General features: G+C 62.6%; 19 protein-coding genes. 10 read left to right on the forward strand and 9 right to left on the reverse strand.

The genetic code is table 11. From position 1 onward, the window contains the following. Positions 1-63 precede the first annotated feature (63 nt). Positions 64-753, forward strand: coding sequence for a helix-turn-helix domain-containing protein (locus ACP15D_RS18705; RefSeq protein WP_424958923.1), 690 nt, complete (start codon positions 64-66; stop codon positions 751-753). Between the two features lie 30 nt (positions 754-783). Here the strand turns inward: ACP15D_RS18705 and ACP15D_RS18710 are convergent, their stop codons facing one another. The 3 genes from ACP15D_RS18710 to ACP15D_RS18720 form a co-directional block, all read right to left on the reverse strand. After that, positions 784-1,773: a FecR family protein gene (locus ACP15D_RS18710; RefSeq protein WP_424958924.1), complete on the reverse strand. Its 990-nt coding sequence runs from the start codon at positions 1,771-1,773 to the stop codon at positions 784-786. Positions 1,774-2,071: 298 nt separating this feature from the next. Continuing rightward, complete coding sequence (locus ACP15D_RS18715; RefSeq protein WP_424958925.1) at positions 2,072-2,845, reverse strand: EAL domain-containing protein; 774 nt, start codon at positions 2,843-2,845, stop codon at positions 2,072-2,074. Positions 2,846-2,925: 80 nt separating this feature from the next. Next, complete coding sequence (locus ACP15D_RS18720; RefSeq protein ID WP_424958926.1) at positions 2,926-3,489, reverse strand: YceI family protein; 564 nt, start codon at positions 3,487-3,489, stop codon at positions 2,926-2,928. 176 nt (positions 3,490-3,665) lie between these two features. Here ACP15D_RS18720 and ACP15D_RS18725 point away from each other — a divergent pair, with 176 nt between their 5' ends. From ACP15D_RS18725 to ACP15D_RS18755, 7 genes are all read left to right on the forward strand, one after another. Next, positions 3,666-3,992: a hypothetical protein gene (locus tag ACP15D_RS18725; protein WP_139247326.1), complete on the forward strand. Its 327-nt coding sequence runs from the start codon at positions 3,666-3,668 to the stop codon at positions 3,990-3,992. Positions 3,993-4,160: 168 nt separating this feature from the next. After that, positions 4,161-5,654 carry a hypothetical protein gene (locus ACP15D_RS18730; RefSeq protein ID WP_424958927.1) on the forward strand — a complete coding sequence of 498 codons (1,494 nt, stop codon included), beginning with the start codon at positions 4,161-4,163 and terminating at the stop codon, positions 5,652-5,654. A gap of 106 nt (positions 5,655-5,760) precedes the next feature. Further along, positions 5,761-6,210, forward strand: coding sequence for a host attachment protein (locus ACP15D_RS18735; RefSeq protein WP_424958928.1), 450 nt, complete (start codon positions 5,761-5,763; stop codon positions 6,208-6,210). A gap of 118 nt (positions 6,211-6,328) precedes the next feature. Next, positions 6,329-6,697, forward strand: coding sequence for a DUF2946 domain-containing protein (locus ACP15D_RS18740; RefSeq protein ID WP_424958929.1), 369 nt, complete (start codon positions 6,329-6,331; stop codon positions 6,695-6,697). Between the two features lie 200 nt (positions 6,698-6,897). Next, positions 6,898-9,045: a TonB-dependent receptor family protein gene (locus ACP15D_RS18745; protein ID WP_424959276.1), complete on the forward strand. Its 2,148-nt coding sequence runs from the start codon at positions 6,898-6,900 to the stop codon at positions 9,043-9,045. Then, positions 9,039-9,533 carry a copper uptake system-associated protein gene (locus ACP15D_RS18750; protein WP_424958930.1) on the forward strand — a complete coding sequence of 165 codons (495 nt, stop codon included), beginning with the start codon at positions 9,039-9,041 and terminating at the stop codon, positions 9,531-9,533. Before ACP15D_RS18745 ends, ACP15D_RS18750 begins: the two co-directional genes overlap by 7 nt. A gap of 12 nt (positions 9,534-9,545) precedes the next feature. After that, complete coding sequence (locus ACP15D_RS18755; protein WP_424958931.1) at positions 9,546-10,511, forward strand: DUF1775 domain-containing protein; 966 nt, start codon at positions 9,546-9,548, stop codon at positions 10,509-10,511. Positions 10,512-10,571: 60 nt separating this feature from the next. Here the strand turns inward: ACP15D_RS18755 and ACP15D_RS18760 are convergent, their stop codons facing one another. Next, positions 10,572-11,009, reverse strand: coding sequence for a universal stress protein (locus tag ACP15D_RS18760; protein ID WP_424958932.1), 438 nt, complete (start codon positions 11,007-11,009; stop codon positions 10,572-10,574). A 144-nt stretch (positions 11,010-11,153) separates the two neighbouring features. On the opposite strand from ACP15D_RS18760, the gene ACP15D_RS18765 reads away from it, so the two are divergent. Together ACP15D_RS18765 and ACP15D_RS18770 are read left to right on the forward strand one after the other, a co-directional pair. Further along, positions 11,154-12,149, forward strand: a complete 996-nt coding sequence (locus ACP15D_RS18765; RefSeq protein ID WP_424958933.1) for an endonuclease/exonuclease/phosphatase family protein — start codon at positions 11,154-11,156, stop codon at positions 12,147-12,149. A 66-nt stretch (positions 12,150-12,215) separates the two neighbouring features. Beyond that, positions 12,216-13,082, forward strand: a complete 867-nt coding sequence (locus ACP15D_RS18770) for a DUF1194 domain-containing protein (RefSeq protein WP_424958934.1) — start codon at positions 12,216-12,218, stop codon at positions 13,080-13,082. A gap of 3 nt (positions 13,083-13,085) precedes the next feature. Here ACP15D_RS18770 and ACP15D_RS18775 read toward each other — a convergent pair whose 3' ends face one another. From ACP15D_RS18775 to ACP15D_RS18795, 5 genes are all read right to left on the reverse strand, one after another. Further along, a complete protein-coding gene (locus tag ACP15D_RS18775; protein ID WP_424958935.1) occupies positions 13,086-13,889 on the reverse strand; it encodes a pentapeptide repeat-containing protein in 804 nt (267 codons plus the stop codon). 351 nt (positions 13,890-14,240) lie between these two features. After that, positions 14,241-15,050: a formylmethanofuran dehydrogenase subunit C gene (locus ACP15D_RS18780; protein ID WP_424958936.1), complete on the reverse strand. Its 810-nt coding sequence runs from the start codon at positions 15,048-15,050 to the stop codon at positions 14,241-14,243. Next, entirely contained in the window at positions 15,047-15,946 is a 900-nt protein-coding gene (fhcD, locus tag ACP15D_RS18785; protein ID WP_424958937.1) for a formylmethanofuran--tetrahydromethanopterin N-formyltransferase, read from the reverse strand. The genes ACP15D_RS18780 and fhcD overlap by 4 nt, the downstream gene beginning before the upstream one ends. Further along, a complete protein-coding gene (locus tag ACP15D_RS18790) occupies positions 15,943-17,610 on the reverse strand; it encodes a formylmethanofuran dehydrogenase subunit A (protein WP_424958938.1) in 1,668 nt (555 codons plus the stop codon). Before ACP15D_RS18790 ends, fhcD begins: the two co-directional genes overlap by 4 nt. A gap of 15 nt (positions 17,611-17,625) precedes the next feature. Beyond that, complete coding sequence (locus tag ACP15D_RS18795) at positions 17,626-18,999, reverse strand: formylmethanofuran dehydrogenase (RefSeq protein ID WP_424958939.1); 1,374 nt, start codon at positions 18,997-18,999, stop codon at positions 17,626-17,628. Positions 19,000-19,132 lie beyond the last annotated feature (133 nt).

Consider the following 19,132-nt stretch of genomic DNA (forward strand, 5'->3'; position numbering starts at 1 on the left):
GCGCCGCTAACGTCACGCGCATCGATAGGTGCGCACCGTGGTGCTGTCGCCTTGGGGGCAGCTATGGAACGAACGGCAGACATCGGAGTGGCTACGTCAGGAAGGTCGGCAGGCGCGAAGGCCTCCCTCAAGAGGAGACCGCGCACCGGCCATTCCGAAGCGCTGCTGACCACAATAAGCACCAACCTGAAGCGCCTCCGCACGCGTCAGGGCTATTCGCTTGAGCGTTTGGCCAAGCGTTCTGGTGTGAGCCGCGCCATGCTCAGTCAGATCGAGACCGGCAAAAGCGTTCCCACAATCAGTCTGCTGTTGAAGGTGGCCGACGCGCTGGGCATTCCCATCGCCAACATGCTCGTGGCACCGCTCTCGCGCGCCACCGTGGTGCTGCCGAAGGCTCGCGCGCGGATCGTCAGCGCCAGCAATGGGCGCTTCATCTGCCGAGCGTTGTTCTCTGTCGAAAGCGTAAGACGCGCCGAGTTCTACGAGGTGAGAATTGCCGGCCAGCACCGCGAGAATCTCGGGCCGCACCCGGCCGGCACCAAAGCGAATATCATTGTTGTCGAAGGACGTATCGAGTTGGCCATTGGCAACGATACACCGGTGACGGTGCCGGAAGGCGATGCCATCCAGTTCCAAGCCGACGTTCCTTACGGCTATCGCAATCCCGATGGTCGCGAGGTGGTGCTCCACGTCGTTCTGACGTACGTCGAGCCTGTCGCAAACTCTCACCCCTTCGCATTCCCCGGGGAATAGTGAGTGGAAGGGGCAGGGGGGATAGCCGCTCTAGCGGCCACGCCCGCCGTACCCGCCGCCATCGTTTCCGCCGGGGCGGCCACCACCAAAGCCGCCGAAGCCACCGCCCTTGATGATGATGTCGATGCCGCGCGCGCCGCCGCCGTAATCGTCGTCATCGGCTGGCTTCGGGCGGCGCTTCTTCGGGGCGTCGTCGTTCGTCGCTTGGCGCGTCTTCGGCTTCTTCTTTTTCTTCGGCTTGTCGCCGTCGTCAGCCTTGATCGGCTTTGCCTTCAGGCCGTTGATGCACTTCTTGTTGTCTGCCTTCGGAAACGCGGCCTCCAGGATGCCATCGCGCGACGTCGGCGGTAGAGGCTCGATTTGCGGAGCGGCAACGACGAACGGAAACGCATCTTCGAACGTCGCGGCATCTCGCGCCGGCATATCCTTCCAGTTCAGCGGATCGCTGACATTGGCCTTGCTGTCGATGCGAATGAGCTGACCAGGCTGATCTAGCACGCGGCAGACGTCTTTCTTCGGCGATGTCACCTCGATAGCGCCCTCGTGCAGCAGCAGCCACGCGCTCTTGTCGGACAGCACGTAGACGTCAAAGATGGTTCCGCGCACCGTGATCGATGCATTCGGGGTACGGATTTCATAGGTTTTCTTCGACGCCACGCCGGTGATGAAACGGAACGCACCCTTCGTGAGATCGACGATGATGGAGCCGGATTTTTTGTCGCTGTCGTAGACGAACTTATCCAGCACCATGCGCGCGCCGGGGCCAAGCGCCAGCTTGGTATCGTCGTTGAGACGGAACTCGCCGCGTCCGTCGTCGCTGACCTCGATGACCTCATCCTGGCGGACGACGTCTCCGACCTCGAGGTCGCGCTCTTCCTTCGCGAAATCCGCCTTGACGAGACTGACGATGGTGCGCGCATCGCCAATCTCCGCTCCTGAGCCAGCGTGAGCGACGAGAGGAGCGAGCAAAACTGAGGCAAGAACCAAAAAACGCAACACGTGCAGCGGGGGGGCTGCCATTGAAATCTCCTAGGACGCCGACCAATGCTAACGCAGCAGGCGGACGTCTCCAATAATTCCCGTCTCCTTAGGTGCCGACGATGACGACGCTATGGCACGCCCGGCATTAGGCCGGTGAAACGGTTAGCTCCTACCCCCCTTTAAGACCTACCCGCCTGACCAAGTCTATGCTGTTACCCAGGTGACAGGGGCCATCTCTGGCGAGCAAGCGGCATTCTGAATATCATTTAGATTGAGCGACGGAACTCGTTCCATAACAACGAGCGGAGGTCATCTTGCGATTGATCGCGGCGCCCCTTTAGGCCGCGCCGCGATCCTCGTCTGCCAACGGCAATAGCACGTTGAAATCGACCTCAGGCAGCACCTCGAAAGCAGGCTTGGCGAACAAGTACCCCTGCATCAGCCTTATCCCGAGATGGCGAAGCACAAGCGCATCGCTTTTGCGCTCGACGCCTTCTGCGATGACATCGATCCCGAGCAGGCTGCCAACCGCCGCCAGCGCTCCGACGATCGCCTGCCGCGCGCGGTCCCCGGAGACATTGTTGATGAGGCCCATGTCGATCTTGACGATATCCGGCTGAAAGTCGGCCAGCAGGTTGAGGCCGGCGTACCCTGCGCCGAAATCGTCGATGGCCGTTTTGAAGCCTTCGTCGCGGTAGGTTGCGAATATCTGCTTGAGATAGCGCGGGTCCGGCACGCGCTCATTTTCGACGGTCTCGAAAATGATCCGCTTGACGGGGAACCCCGTACGACGCGCCGCCGCGATCGTAGTCTGCAGGCACCGGTGCGGTTCGTAAACGGCGTTCGGCATGAAGTTGATGCTCAGCATCGCGTCCATGTTAAGTGCCGCCGCAAGCTCCACCGCGCGCACGCGGCACTGCTGATCGAATGCGTATCGGTTCTGGTCATTCACGCGCGAAAGCACGCTCGCTGCGCCAGCCCCATCAGTGCCCCGGACCAGCGCCTCGTAGGCATAAACGGTGCACGACTCCACATCGACGATGGGCTGGAATGCCATCGAGACGTCGAAGTCGAGCGGGGTATGGCAGCCTTGGCAACCGGTGGCAGACATGATGCATCCGCAATAAATCTTCGAACAGACTAACTGGCAAAGGTTACCGAGCAGTCAGCCACTGTCGGATTTTGCATCGCCTACCGGGCTGGTATCAGCGGCGCCCTGATTTCGATGTCCACCGTTTCGCCGACCAGGAAGCCGTACGCCGTCATCCCGAAGTCGCTGCGGTTGATGCGCGTCGTAGCCCGCATCTGGCGCATGCCCCCGTTTGGGGGTTGCAGTTCGACATGCAGCACGATTGGCCGCGTGATGCCCTTCACGGTCATGTCGCCGGTGATCTCATAGTGGCTCGTCGACTTCCCCCGGATGCTCCGGCTCTTGAAGTGCATCGTCGGATGCTTCGTGACGGCGAAGAACGAGCCGCCACGCAGTTCGCTCTGGGAAAGAGAATCGCTGGCCCTCAGGGTGCGCGCATCGATGACCACGTCGACGCTGCCTTTTTCAGGCGCAGCGTCATTCACCTCCGCTTTGCCGGTGACGCCCGTGAAACGACCTTTTCCGCTGGAAAAGGGCAGGCTGTAGGCGAACAGAACCTCGCCGTGTTTGCTGTCGAACACATAGGGAGCCGCATGCGCCGGGCCCGGCTGCAGAACGAGACCGAGCAGCGCGGCGGCAAAAAGCACGTGGAAATGTGCGGACATGCAACTTTCCCCTGAGGGCCCGATGTCATAGCCTCACCCGCAAGCATATCTCCCAGGGTGCGGCGTGGCTTCTGCGACACACAACTCAGGTAAATGGGGCATCCCCCTCGCCGAGCCATGGACGCGCCCAATATAGGGGAGAAAATCACGGCATTGATTTGCTGGAGGTACCTATAATGCGCTCTGCTGCGAGTTGCGCCGCACTGATGATCGCAATTGCGGCTTTGGCGACGCCTGCGCTGGCCTTTGACGTACAGAATGGCGGCGGCGCCCCGGCAAGTGGCGGATCCGCCAACCTTGCGCCAGATGCCTCGTCCGGGGTGAGCCTCGATATGGACCTCAAGGCCCAGCTCGGCCTCTCCGACACTCCGAGCAAGACTTCGCTTGGCTCTGGAATGAAGTTTGGCAGCGGCGGCATCTTCACCGGCGCGGCCAATACCTCGTCGATGGGCTACGACGAACGCCCCTGGGTCGCCCCCCGGCGCCCGGCCGGCCGCGACTGATCCAAGCTCCAGATAAAAACCCTGCCTGAGAGGCCCTGGTCACGCACCGGGGCCTTTTTGCATACCGTTGCAGCTGACACTGGTCAGCGGGGGCGATGCCGCTTACGGCTTGTTTGTTCACTGGGCTAGGCGACTATGGCGCGGGCATGAGCGGGAGATGCAACACCGATGACCGCGGCGACTGAGGCGTCCGGCGATGGATATTTGTGGCGACGCTTTGAAGCCGCGCTGCTCAATCCCGTCCGCGCCTTCCGGCCGCGCTATCTGCCGCTGCTGATGGTCTACTTCGCTTACGGCGCGCTCGGCCTTATCGCCGTCGCCGAGAGTTTCTGGGTGAAGAAGGCGCTGACACTCAGCCCCGCTGAGCTTGCCGCCCTCAATGTCTGGATCACCCTGCCGTGGACCGTAAAAATGGTCTTCGGCGAACTGGTCGACAGCGTACCCATCCTGGGATCGCAGCGCCGCGCCTATGTCTTCATCGGCGCAGCGTTCATCGCTGCGGGCATGCTGCTGCTGGCTGGCGCCGCGGGCGGCTGGCTCACCTTCGCCAGCCCCGAGAACCTCTACCGTCTCGGTGCTTTCATCAGCGTGCTCGGCGTCGTCATTCAGGATGTCGTCGCCGACGCGATGAGCACCGAGGTCGTCGACCGCGAGAACCCGGATGGCACACCGCGCGCCAAGGAGGAGGTGGATCGCGAACTGGGCATGGTGCAGGTGCTCGGTCGCCTCGCGCTCTCGCTCGGGATGTTCTGCGTCGCCGGCGTCGCTGGCTGGATCGCCAGCATCTACCCGTATGAGACGGTGTTCCTCGTCGGGCTGATCATCCCGCTCATCTCCGTCAGCGGAGCCCTTCTCATCAGCTTACGCCCTGTCGAGAAGCGCGCTATCGATTGGCGCATCCTCGGCGGCGGACTGATCTTCGGCTTCTTCGTGCTGACGCTGGCGTCGACCAACGTGCCCTACAATCAGGAGATCGTCTTCATCGTATCGATGTCGGTGATCTGCGGTATGCTGTGGCGCGTAGTCAGTCAGCTGGCCCCCGAAACGCAGCGCACGATCTTCTACGCCGCGCTCATCATTTTCATCTATCGCGCCATGCCGCTCGCGGGGCAGGGATACACTTGGTTCGTCATCGACGTGCTGGGTTTCGATGAAGCATTCCAGGGCACCCTCAATCAGATCGGCGCCGGACTTGCTCTCCTGGGTATGTGGTTTTTCTCCGATGCCATCACGCGCCGCCCCGTTCCGCAGGTGCTGCTTTGGCTCACCATCGTCACGACGATCCTGTCGCTGCCTGCCTTCGGCTTGACGCTTGGTCTCGCCGATTGGACCGAGCAGGTCTTCGGCTTCGGAGCGCGCACCATTGCTATCATCGATACGGCGACCACGTCACCGTTCGCGCAACTCAGCATGATCCCCCTGTTGACGCTCATAGCCATCTACGCGCCGGAAGGTCATCGCGCCACGTGGTTTGCGCTCATGGCATCGCTGATGAATATGGCTCTTGTCGCGGGGGCCCTGCAAACGAAGTATTTGAACGAAATTTTCGTCGTTAGCCGCGGGCACTACGAGAACGTCCCGTACCTGGTCGGCATTTCCCTGGTCGCAGGCTTCATCGTGCCCATCGCAGCCATCCTCATTTTTGGCCGGCGTCTGAAGTAACATGCAGGCACAGCCATTGGTTGATGGCCGTCAATGTCCTGGTGAGGGTTAGCGACGACACTCACCAATGCGGAAAGCCGCCAAGCAAGCAACGGGAGGATCGTGTATGAAGCCGACCACCACATGGGTACTGATCGCCGACGGCGCCCACGCCCGCCTCTTCTCGAATAAGGGGCCAGGCAAAGGCATCGAGGCGATCGAGGGCGGCGTCATCAACGGTGATCACCGCCCCGACAGCGAGCTGTTCCGCGACGGCGCCACACGCACGTTCGAGTCTGTCGGCGATACGCGCCATGCCATCACGCCGAAGACTGATCCCCACCGCGAGCTTAAGCGCGACTTCGCTAAGCAGCTGGCTGACCTTCTCGATCGCCGCTATGCCGAGAAGGCTTTCGACCGCCTCGTCATCGTCGCCCCACCGACCGCGCTTGGTGATTTGCGGGCAGCGATCTCCGACCACTTGAAGCCGCATATCTACGCCGAGCTCGATAAGGATCTGGTCAAGACGCCCACTGCGGAGCTGCCTCAGCACCTCGGCGCGGTGATGCCGATCTAGATACCCCTGGGTAGAATTCCGCGCTGCAGCGCGTACGACCGCGCCTACCGCCGCTGCGATCCCTTGTTGCAGTGCGATTGCGCTTGAGTGGCACGACTTAGGTCAGTACGTTCTCGGCATGGTGTGGGGAGTACAGCGTCAGCGTAGAAGCGTTTCGGCAGCCTTGGCGCTGCTGGGCGTGGCGTTCTATGCGCTACTGCTGCCTTGGCACCTAACCTCGCAGTATAGCACCGGGCTTGCCAAGCTCGAGATCAGCGAGCTCGCTGGATCGATCTGCCTTTCGGACGGCTCGTCCCCGGCGATGCCGGCCACGGGCTGCCCGATCTGTAAGGGCCTCGCAGCCTTCCAGCTTGCCGTCGCGAGCCCTGAGACGATCCTGCCGCCGCCTCCGTTCGAGCCGGCACACCTGCGCCTTGCACTGCGCGAGGACGCGGTCAGCGCCTCTGTCCCTTCCCAACGCAACCGCGGCCCACCCAGCACCGTCTGAGAGTGTGCCGTTGATGCCGGATCGCCGTGTGTGGCGATGCCGGGTCCGGCGCACCTTGTCTTGCGTGTGTAACAGCGTAGCCGTGCGCCCGAGAATGCGCAGGCCCGCCCGCGTAGCGTTTGGGGGAGTTGAGTATCGTGTTCCAGTTGAAGAAGGTGCCGCTGTGTAGCGGCATTGCGACCGCCATTGCGGTGGTCACTATGACCGACGTTGCATCGGCGCAGTCGGCCTCGAGCGAGGCGACGCCATTGCCACCGGTGGTGGTCGAGCAGACCGCCGTTCCGGCCAAGGCGAAGACCAAGAAGAAGAGCGCCGCCAAGAAGTCGACTGCGCCTTCGAACACCGCCGCCGCGCCATCGGGCGGCGCCGCCGCAAGCCCGGGTGTCGGAACGACTGCACGCGCCGGCAGCCTCTCGGTGCCGAACACCGCCGAGGCTCGCGATATCATCCAGCAGACACCGGGCGGCGTAGAGCTGGTGCCGGCATCGGCCTATAAGACATCGACCCCCGCGACTACGATCAAGGACGTGCTCGACTACGTGCCGGGCGTTTTCGTGCAGCCCAAGTGGGGCGATGACACGCGCCTTTCCATTCGCGGTTCGAGCCTGTCGCGCAATTTCCATTTGCGCGGCCTGCAGCTCTATATGGATGGCATTCCGATCAACACCGCCGACGGTTTCGGCGACTTCCAGGAAATCGACCCGACCGCCTATCGCTATGTCGAGGTGTACAAGGGCGCCAACGCTCTGCGGTTCGGCGCCAACTCGCTCGGCGGCGCCATCAACTTCGTCATGCCCACGGGCTACGACGCCGAAGCCTTCGGCACTCGCGTCGATGTCGGCAGCTTCGGCTTCCACAAGATGGCGGTCAGCTCCGGCGGCGTATCCGGTCCCGCGGATTACTTCATCACGGGTACCTGGCAGGAGGTCGACGGCTTCCGCGACCATAGCTGGGGCGAGAGCGTCCGCGGCAGCATGAACGTCGGCTACCGCCTTTCCGAAGATATCGAGACACGCTTCTACATCAATGCCAATTGGGTGCGCCAACGCATCCCGGGATCGGTGACGAAGCAGAGCGCCCTGACCTCGCCTGAGACCGCCGCGGCAAACAACGTGCTGCTCGATCAGCAGCGCAACATCGACACGCTGCATTTCGCCAACAAGACGGCGATCCGCTTGGCACCGGGAACGCTCCTGGAAGTCGGCGCCTTCACCTCAGACCGCCACCTGATGCATCCGATCTACCGTTGGCTCGACTACAAGTACAACGACTACGGCGGCTTTGCGCGCCTCACCGACGAGTCGCAGATCGGTGGCTACCGCAATCGCATGATCGTCGGCGCCAACATTCAAAATGGTACCGTAGCGGCCAAGCAGTACACGGATTTGGCCGGCGCAAAAAAGGGTGCCTTACTCTCGGACGTCGACAACGACTCTACCAATTTCTCCTTCTACGCTGAGAACTCATTCTACTTCATGCGGGACGTGGCACTCGTCGCCGGCACGCAGTACCTCAACGCCACCCGCGAGGCGACGGTGCGTTACACGACCGTCGGCGATCAGAGCGGCGAGAGCGACTTCAACCTGTGGAGCCCGAAAGTCGGTCTCCTATGGGATGTGGATCGGAGCTGGCAGGTGTTCGCCAATATCTCGCGCAGCGCTGAGATCCCGAGCTTCGGAGAGAACACCGTTGGCTCGCCCTTCCTGGCCGAGGCGCAGCGCGCAACGACCTACGAGATCGGCACCCGCGGTGACCGCGGCGACTACAACTGGGATCTCTCCATCTATCGTGCTGAGATCGACAATGAGCTGCAGTGTATCACCGTGATGTACAACACCTGCTCGGTGACCAACGCCGATAGCACGGTGCATCAGGGCGTCGAGGCAGGTTTCGGTGCTGCGATCGCCAAGGCACTGCTCGTCGGCGGCCGCAAGCCCGACGAGCTGTGGCTGCGCACGGCCTACACCTTCAACGACTTTTTCTTCGATGGCGATTCCAAATGGGGCGACAACACATTGCCCGGCGCACCGCGCCACATGGTCCGAACTGAACTCCTCTACAAGCATCCCTCCGGCGTCTATTTCGGACCCAACATCGAATGGGTGCCGCAGGCGTACTACGTCGACAACGCCAACACGTTGAAGACGGAAGCGTACGCCATCTGGGGCATGAAGCTCGGCTTCGACAACGGCGGACCCATCACCGCCTACATCGAAGGGCGCAACCTGTCCGATGAACACTACATCGCCTCGGCGAGCATTGCGGGCGACCTGAAGGGCGTCGATTCCGCAGTCTTCGAACCTGGCAACGGCCGCGCGTTCTACGCCGGCGTTCAATACAAGTGGTGATCAAGATGCAGCACCGGAGCCTAGCACTCCCGTACGTGGCTCTAGCGTTGCTCGGCTGGATGGCGCTCTCGGGCGCCATCCACGCTGTCTTCGCGCAGAGCTCGCATGATGAAGCCGCCATTCGGGCAATCACGCTGGCCGAATGGGACAAACCCGACGCGAAGTTGAGTGTGGCTCCCATCGTGATCGAAGGTGACTATGCGGTCACCGGATGGGTGCAAGGCAATCGCGGCGGGCGCGCGCTATTGCATAAAAGTTCAGGTAAATGGGCCGTCATGCTTTGCAGTGGCGATCCGTTGAAGCATGCTTCGGTTCTCGTCGAAGCCGGAATCCCTGCAGACGCCGCCGAACGGTTGGCGCGCAACTTGGCCGCGGAAGAAAGCCGATTACCCCCCGATCAGGTCGCGTTGTTCTCGACGTTCGAGGGCCTGATGAAAGTCAACGAAAACGAAAGTCATGCCGGCCACCACAACGGCGGGCATCATTAAGAGGGTGAACGAATGAAACGCACAAGCATGCTTGCACTGGCAGGTGCCGCCGCCATGAGTTTGAGCACAGCGGCCCTCGCGCATGTGACGCTCGAGGCCAAGAGCGCGAAACTTGGGTCAGGCTACAAGGCGGTCTTCAGCGTACCGCACGGCTGCGAGGGATCGGAAACGACGACGGTTCAAATCGATATTCCGGAAGGCGTTATCGCCGTGAAGCCGATGCCCAAAGCCGGTTGGACCTTGGCGCTTGAGAAGGGGGCCTATTCGCGCAGCTACGCATTCTATCACGGCGAGACGAAAAGCGATGGCGTGAAGAAGGTGACCTGGACCGGCGGGCCGCTTCCCGACGACTACTTCGACCAGTTCGTTCTATCGACGTTCATTGCCGCCGAGTTGGCGCCGGGCGCCATCACATTCCCCGTTACGCAGAAATGCGCCAAGGGCGAGTTGCACTGGAATGAGGTTGCCCCCGCAGGACAGGATTCGCACGCGCTGAAATACCCAGCCCCCGTGCTGCAGCTTGTGGCCGGCGCCGGCGACGATCATCACTATCATCACGCCGCTGCTACCCCTGCCGGTATCGACGTTTCAGGCGCCTGGACGCGCCCCGCGAGCGCTGGCGGCATGGGCGTTGGTTACGGCAAGATCACCAACGGTGGCACCGAGGCCGACGCCCTTCTGGGCGCCACGTCCGACATCGCCGAGCGCGTGGAGCTGCACGAGACCACGATCGATGACCAGGGCGTCGCCAGGATGAAGCCCATTGGCGAGGTCGAACTGGCGCCGGGCAAAAGCGTCGAGCTGAAGCCGGGTGGCATGCATTTGATGCTTATCGGCCTCAAGGAGCCGATCAAGGAGGGCAGCCCGGTGAAGGCCAAGCTCAACTTCAAGAAGGCGGGTGCCGTCGATGTGGAGTTCGCCGTCAAGACGAGCCCGCCCGGTGCAAGCGGCGATCACGAGCACATGCACCACCACTGACTTCAGTCTCATCGACGGCGTAGGCGGCAGACGCATCGAAGGCGTCTTGCCGCCAGATTTCTAGCGGCAGATCAGCAGCGGCACCGTGGTGTGCGCGAGCACGCGCGTCGCCTGACTGCCCAGAACGAACTTCGCGATGCCGCGCCGTCCGTGCGAGGACATGACGATCAAATCGCACCCGAGGGCCTTCGCCTCTTCGACGATGCCTTCCGCCGGATACTGATCCTTCACGTGAACGGCATCGCAAGCAACGCCGATCTGCGCCGCCATCTTCTTTGCGCCGTCGAGAATCTTCTTCCCGTTGGCCTCCGAGGCCTTCTCGTATTCCTCGACGGGGAACGCCACCGCCCATTCGCCCGAGACAGCCGCCGTCCAGGGCTCCGTGACGGTCATCACGGTTGCCTTCGCATTTGTCAGCTTGGCGAGCGACAGTCCTTGCTCGACGGCCCGCTCAGCCAGATCCGAACCATCCGTGGCGATCAAGATGTGCTTATACATTTCGCTTCTCCACTCGGCGTGCCGTTGATCATCGCCACAACCTCTTAACCGATTGCGACGCGCACAGTATGCTTACATGCGGCGCGCACACAGCTTGATACTCGTCAAACCACAACTCCCGGCCGCGCGCGGTATGGTTTCCCAATGCGCCTTGCGACGTTCAACCTCGAAAGCTTGGATGACAGCGCAAAGTCCCATGTGGACTTCTCGACGCGTGTTTCCGTGCTGCGCCCGGCACTCGAACGCATCGACGCGGACATCATATGTCTGCAGGAGGTAAATGCGCAGCACATTGCTGGCGAGCATGAACGCAAACTGCGCGCGCTCGACCGGCTGGTTCAGGGCACACGCTACGCTGACTACTACCGAGCGACATCATCGGGCAGCAACGGCCGCGCGCTCGCTGACGTGCACAATCTGGTGACGCTGTCGGTTTATCCCGTCATCGCTTGCACCGAGATTCAGAACACCCTGCTGGCGCCGCCCATGCACCGTGCACCGGGGCGCGCGCCCGCCGAGCAGGCAACGCCGGTTTCGTTCGACCGGCCATTGCTTTTGACGCGCCATCAATTACCCGACGGCAAGACGCTTGCTGTCATCAACGTGCACTTGCGCGCCCCGCTCGCCAGCCCTGTGGCGGACCAAAAGCGTGGACCGTTCGCGTGGCGCTCGGTCGGGGGCTGGGCCGAAGGCTTTTATCTCTCGGCCCTGAAACGAGAAGCACAGGCGCTCGAACTTCGCCTCCTGGTTGAGGAGCTCATGGCGACGGATCCGGCCGCGCTCATCGCCGTCGCCGGTGATTTCAATGCCGAGGATTGGACCGCAACACTTCGCCTCGCCATCGCCGCCGAAGAGGACCTCGGCGCCGCGGATCTCGCAGCGCATTCTCTCATCGTGCTCGATCGGGCGTTGCCGGCAGACCGCCGCTGGAGCGTTCTGCATCACGGCCGCCCTCAGATGCTCGACCATATCCTCGCCAGCCACGCCCTCTACGGCCACTTCCGTGCCATTGAGGTCCACAACGAGGGACTCGGAGACGAGGCGTTGGGCTATGGCAAGGCCATGCATTCCGCCGCCTCGTATCACGCGCCGGTCGTCGCGGCCTTTGATTTGGGATCATCGCTCTCCGCTGCCGGCTGATCTCGGCCTGCGGGGTTGCTCAACCCATCTAAAAGCTCCAAAACTCTAGGCAAACGACAAGGGGTGATGAGCGGCATGTGGCTGGGCGAGGAACGCAACTGCATTGCAGTAATTTGGCAACGCGCGCGGCGCTTGGGACTCGCCGCGATATGCGCAGCGCTCTGCGCCAGCCTTGTCGCCAGCTTCGCCAATGCCGTGGGAGGCGAGGAGGTCGACACGGCGTTGATCGTCGCCATCGACGTGTCGAACTCCGTCGACGAGCAGCGCTACAAACTGCAGATGGAAGGCATAGCCCAGGCGCTGGAGGACCCGGGCGTCATCCAGGCCATCGTCGGTGGCGCCAAGGGCGGTATCCTGTTCTCGCTCGTCACCTGGTCCGACCAGCCGACGATCGGCTTGCCCTGGACCCACATCGCCAGCGAGGCCGACGCCAAGGCTGCAGCGCGGAAGGTGAGGGGACTGAAGCGCCGCGGCGGCGAGTTCACCTGCATGTCGCGCATGATGCGCGTCGTCTCCGACAAGATCGTCCCGCAGATCCCCGCCAAAGCCGCCAAGGTCGTGCTCGACATCTCGGGCGATGGCCAGGACAACTGCAACAGCTCCGAGCCGGTCCATAAGGTCCGCGACGAGCTCGTGAGCTATGGCGTGACCGTCAACGGCTTGCCGATCCTCGACGCCGAGGGCCCAGAGATGGTGACGCCCGGTGCGCCATCCACTCGGTCGTATCTGCCCACTCATCAAAACGTAAACCCGCTTGAGAAGTGGTTCGGCGAGAACGTGAAGGGTGGACCGGGCTCTTTCGTCCTGCCGGCCAACGGCTATGCCGACTTTGGTCGCGCCATCCGTCAGAAGTTTGTGCTTGAGGTTAGCGATGGGGGCAGCCGCACCCGGCGCGACTTTGCCGCCCAGTGGCCGCTCTTTTTCACGCCCTAGCTGCTACTCGAGATAGGCGCGATCGAGGTTCTTCATCCGATCGAAGTGCTGCGCGCGGTCCTTCCCGCGCAACGAGCCAATACGCGCGGAGTTCACGTCCGCACCATCGAGATTGGCTCCGGCAACGTTCGCGTCGGTAAGATCAGCGCCGGCAAGCTCGCTGCCGGACAGGTCCGCACCGCTGAGGTCTGCCCCCCGCAGAGAAGCGTATTCCATTAGAACGCGCGCCATGTTGGCGTCCTTGAACGACGCCCCTTCCAGCTTGCTGGAGCGGAACACTCCGCGCATCAATCCCATCGACTGATTCTTCATGTCGGCGGACAGATCAGCACCGGCGAAATTGGCTCCCTTGAGGTCTGCCCGCGAAAAGTCGGCAGCAATCCGCGCCCCCGAAAAATCCGCGCCCGCCAGCTTTGCATCCATGAGCTGCGTGGCGAACAGACTGGCGCCTTTCAGGTTGGCGCCTGTGAAATCCGACTTCAAGCCCCATGCCTGATCGAGCACCACCCCACCGAGGTTGGAGCCGGCGAAGCTCGCGCCATTGATGCGCGCAGCCTGCAGTTTGATGTGCCGAAGATCGAGGCCCGACAAGTCGAGGCCATTGAGCCGCTTTCCGGAGAAATCCGCCGTTCCGCTGTCGCCCGCCTTGGCCAGCGCCTCCATCACCTGAGATCGAGTGACGTCGGCCTTGGTGAACTCGTCTGACTTTAGGTCGAGATGATCGACCATGTCCGCGCGGGCCGCGGCCAGCCCAACGAGCGAAATTGTAGCCGCCAGCAGTACAGCGGCGCTTCTGAGCCAAACCATGATGTCCTCCGCTGTCAGAGGTCCTGTTGATCGGCTGCGGCACAACGCCATTTCTTGATCTGCCAAGTCGGATGCGCCTCCGCCCAACGCGGCAAATGTGGCTGCGCCTCGAACAGACAACGCTGTGAATCAACGTCGTACGCCAACGGGACTCGATAGTCCTTGCAGACGCTTGGATTGCTAACGAGGCATGCAGAAATGACGATTGCGATCATGCGCATCTCCAGACCCGGTTCAGGCTCCATGGTGGCCTGCCGAACCCCTTATTGGAACAGGTATGACTACCTGCCCGATGAACCTATACGTCCATCGAGGCGGATTAGTTACACCGGAGAGAGCACTGGACCGCGTTCAGGCGGTAATCAGGATTTCACCCTTGCCCACCGTCGCCAGATCGCCGGCGTACTTGCGCACGATGCCAGGCAGCGGCTTGGGCGCACGAGCACCGAGCTTCTGCTGCATGTACCGCGACAGGATGCGAAGCACGACGAGGTCGTGACGCCCAGAGTCGGCGAATGTCGGCAGGAAGCGCTCGACCGACGGCCCGATCAGCGTGCCGCGGCGCAGCAACATGCCGGGATCGGCGCCGAAACCAAGCTCGGTCCAGATCGTTCCGCCCACCATGCGCGAGCCGGCGTAGCTTCCGCACTTGCCACGGATGTAAATCGTGCCGCGGCGCATGCGGTCACCGGCGCGATCGCCCGCGTGGCCATCGATCACGATCAGCCCGCCGGTCATGCCGAACTTGTCGCCCGGGGTGAGGCCGCCAACTTGGGCGCCGGCAGAGCCCTTAACGAAAATCTCGCCACCGCTGATGGCGGATCCGAGCAGCGCACAGGCATCGCCACGGATATCGACCCGGCCACCGCGCATGGCGCGTCCGGCACCCACACCAGCGTCGCCTTCGACGATCACCGTGCCTTCATCCAGATGCGCGCCGATGAAGTCGAGCTTGTCCGTCGAACCTTCGATGGTGATCACGTCGCCAGGCTTGCCCGACACCGCAAAAACATCGCCCACCTTGAGCGCGCTCTTGGTGGTGCCGACGTTCAGTTTCAGCACTTCGGCAAGCGGGATGGACGCCACGTGCTTGGGCGTGAGCTGCGAAAGATCGAGACGCTCGACCGGGGCCGAGGTCAGGCGGAAGGTAAGACCGCTCATGGCAGCAGCTCCCGGAGCTTGTAGTGATGTTGACCGAGTTTGCCGCCGTAGTTGCCGGCGGTGACGCGCGTGACGCCTTTCGAAGCGCCGACGTCGAGGATGGCTTTGAGGCCAGCGCGCATTGCATCGGCGACGGCCTTCGACGACAAGCCGTCGATGACGACTTCGAGCACCGCGATCGTCTCCGGGCCGACGTCTGATTTTACCCGCCCGCGCAGTGTCGGGCAGAACGCGTCGTTGGTCGACGCGATGGCGCCCTTGTATTTTGAACCGACCTTCGAACCGGAACGAACGATGCCGCCAGGGAACGGCGTGATCGTGTCAGGCACCTTGGCGATTGCATCCACGACTGCCTCGGTCGCCTCCAGCAGGCCCGCGCGCTCGTTGCCGAGAATGAGCAGATTGCCGCCGCCGACCGCTTCGGTGACGATACCCGTCGTCTCCTCGATCACGAACTCGCCGTCCATCACCGGAATGCGCCAGTAACGCGTTTTGTCGAGCCGCTTGGCAGTCTGGAATCCGTCGCCGAAGTAGCGCGGCCCCTGGCCAAGGCCGATGCGCTTCTCGGCCTGCACGCCTGCATAGCAGGCAGAGCCCGGGCTCGTCAGGATGCACTGGCCGACGCGCGTCTTCAGCTGCTGCGCTGCAGAGTCGGGCGAGAATCCGAACAGCAGGACGCGCACGCCGGGACGCCCGTCCGGCGTCTCCTCGGGCTTCAACTCGCAATCGATGCCGACTTCTGCGCCGCAACCGATGACCGAAGTGCCAAAGCCGCTCATGGTGACGGCGGCGATGCGCGCCCACTTCATGGTGTCGGCGGTGACGATGACGCCCGTGCCGGCCATGCCGAAGGCTTCGGCGAACGTGTCGTCGATCTCAATTCCGTTGATCTTCATGACGACGTCCTGGCCCTCGTCGGTTGCACGATGATCTTTCCACGACCGCCATCGGTGATCTCATCGTCGCTCAGGCGGAAGTTCTCCATGCGCACCGTGTGGTAGCGGTCGAAGTATTCCTTGAGAGGCTTCTCGATGGCGCGGTCGTATTCCGGGCGCGCAACGTGCGTCGCGCCGTTGACGACCTTGATGACCTTGCCGTCGCGCACGATCAACTCGCCGTTCTTGAACACCAGCTCCGGCGTCGTGAACATGCGCTCGCGGTTTGCGTCGTCCTTGTAAACGGTGATGTCCGCGCGTGCGCCGGGGCCGACGTGGCCCAGGTCCTTGAGGCCAAGGCTGCGCGCCGGTCCCGCTCGCGTGAGAATTGCGATGTCGTACATCGAGTATTCGCGCTCGAGCGAAGGCAGCGTCGAATACTGCAGCGCTTCCGGATTGACGTGCAGCATCGTCTCGCGACGGAAGTCGCGGTCCATCAGCAGGCGAATGAGATGCGGGTAGGTGTAGAACGGCGCGCCGTTCGGATGGTCCGTGGTGAGGAAGATGCGCCAGGGATCATCGCACAGAAGGAACGTCTCGAGGCCGATCGACCACTGCAGCGCGTGCACGAAGCTCTTGTCGCGATAGCGGAACGGAACGACACCGCAGCCGGCGTCGCACTCGATATCCATCACCACCCAACGCTTCGGATCGGCGTTCTTGGCGCCATTGTACTGGCGCATCGAGTCGCCCGAAGCCGTGCAGGTCGCGCCGAACATCACCTGACCGACGTCGATAGAGATGTTCGGGTACTTCTTCAGCAGTTCCGCGACCTGCACCGCGCCTGACGAGAAATGGCGGTCGCCTTCGGTTGCGTAGCTGTGGAACTGAATGTGCGTCAGATGCAGCGGCAGGCCTTCGGTGGCCCGGATCGTCGCCAGCGTCGTCTCTACGTTGCCCGGGATGCCGAGGTTGCAGCCATGCACGTGCAGCGGATGCGTGACGCCCAATTCCAGCAACCCGCGCGCCAGAGTCTGGATGATGTCGCGCGGCGTGATGCCGTAGTAGACGTGCTTCTCGTCCAGATCGAGCTTGCGCTGATTGAACTTGAAGGCGCTGATGCCGCCCGGGTTCACCACCTTGACGGCGATCGCCTGCGCAGCGTGCATCGTCCAGGCGATGTAGTCCTTGATCTGCTCGAAGCTCGCCTTTCCAGCCATCAGGCGCAGCAGGTAATCGTCACTGCCGAGCATCACGAACGCGCCCTTGTCGAGCAGCGGCGTGTCGCCCATCTCCATGTGCGCCTGACGCGCATTCGCCGGTAGCATTGCCGGCTCGAAAGCGGCCGTATACCCCATCTCGGCGTAGCGATAGCCGGTGACCATGGTCGAGGGCGTGGCGTGGCCGGTGCCCGCGCGTGTGATCGAGGTATGCGCCACCTCGTCCTTGTAGTGATCCTCGGGCAGCAGCGTGCGTGCGATCGTCACCTTGCCGCCGCCGATGTGCGTGTGCGGGTCGATGGCGCCGGCCATCACCACGCGGCCGCGGACGTCATATTCCTTGTCGATGCGTGCGTCCGCCGGCGGCGGCACGACACGACCATCGGCGAAGTAGATGTCACGCACCTCGCCATTGATGTTGTTGGTGGGGTCGTAAACCTTGCCACCGGTCAGTTTGATCAACATTGCGCGGTGCTCACTTCAGAGGGCAGCATGGATGGCGGCGAGAACGTCGGCCGAACTCGGCAACTGAGACCGATGCAAATTCTTCATCGGTAGCGAGACGACGTTATCGCATCGGACCATCTGGCCTGCATGATCGACGCCGGGCGTTCCAACCGGGATGAAAACTGTTGGCGACTGCGCCAGACGGACGCCCGGCGTACCCAACACGATCGTCGGCACCTTCGTTTGCGGCAAGCCGATATCGGTGCCGATGGAAGCCACCCACACCAGAAGATCGCCTTCGCCCTCGCTCAGCATGCGTCCGATATTGTAGCGAACGGAATCATACTCGGGTTTGCCGTTCGCGAAGCTTACGCGAAGCGGATAGCCCGTCTGCCAGGTGCAGGTCGAAGCTGCGCTCGGCGCGCCCTCGTTGCCACCCAGGGACAATCCCGCGAACCGCGTCGTCTGATTGAGCTCGCGCACGATCTCCGTCATCATGTGCACGGTCATATCGGCTTGCGGCATGCTTAGCGCCGGCGGCGCCCACACGAGAACGCCATAGTGGGCCTTCTTGCACTTCTCGGCGACGGCATCGATGTCGGCGAACGGTATACCGGCGACTTCATGGGCCGGCGCCTCGGTAGTTGAAAGCTTGGAACCGGGCACCAATCCGGCGAACATGCTGCCGATCTTTGACGCCGAAGGCGTGGCGGCCTGCGGCGCAGGAATGTTGAAGCCTCGCACGCGCGCCGAGATGGCGGCCAGCACCTCGGGGATGCGGTCCTTTGCAACCGGCAGGCTGATGACTTCGTCGACGCGAGGGCCGACAGCACCGGACGTATCCAGCCCCTCGCCCAGGAAGATGACGGTGCGCTTCGTGCCAACGCCATCGAACATCGTGTGCTCGGGGTTGACGATTCGGTCGAAGAAACGCCCGTGCAGTTTGTGAATGTCGGAGCCGACGATGATGATGAGGTCAGCGCGATTGCGCACCTCCGTCAGCGTAGACATGATCCAGCCGCTCGTCTGCACGACGCGCAAGTTGCGATACTGACCGTCGCTGAGCGCGTGATCGACAACGCCGCACGTTTGGTCGGCCATCGCCATGATCGCGCGCTGTCCAGCGACATCGGTGGCCATGCCGCCATAAAGCGGCAGGTTCGCCTGGCGGACGAGATCTGCGGCGGCCTTGATGGCCTCTTCCAGGGTGACTTCGGCATCCCGCACCATCGGCTTGGCGAGCGGCAATGGCCGCTGGAAACCGGCCGTGGCACGCGGGCAGCCATTGCTGACCTTCAGCGTGGACCCTGTGCGAGTAACGGTGAGGTCGTCACATAGTAGTCCGCAGAACGGACAGGTGACGTTCTCGTAGGTGTGGGTAGCGTCACCCTCAGCATGTGCTGTCATCTAGTGCAGTCTCCTCCGCGCGCGGCGCAAGTAAGCACGGACGCCCCCGCAAAACAACCGCGTAGCGAATGCGGCGGTTTGCCGGGGCGTTGGCCGATTGCGATGCCGCCGGGCCGCGACTATGGTCGCGCCA

It is taken from the genome of Hyphomicrobium sp. 1Nfss2.1 (genome assembly GCF_965243865.1).
Lineage (GTDB): Bacteria > Pseudomonadota > Alphaproteobacteria > Rhizobiales > Hyphomicrobiaceae > Hyphomicrobium_A.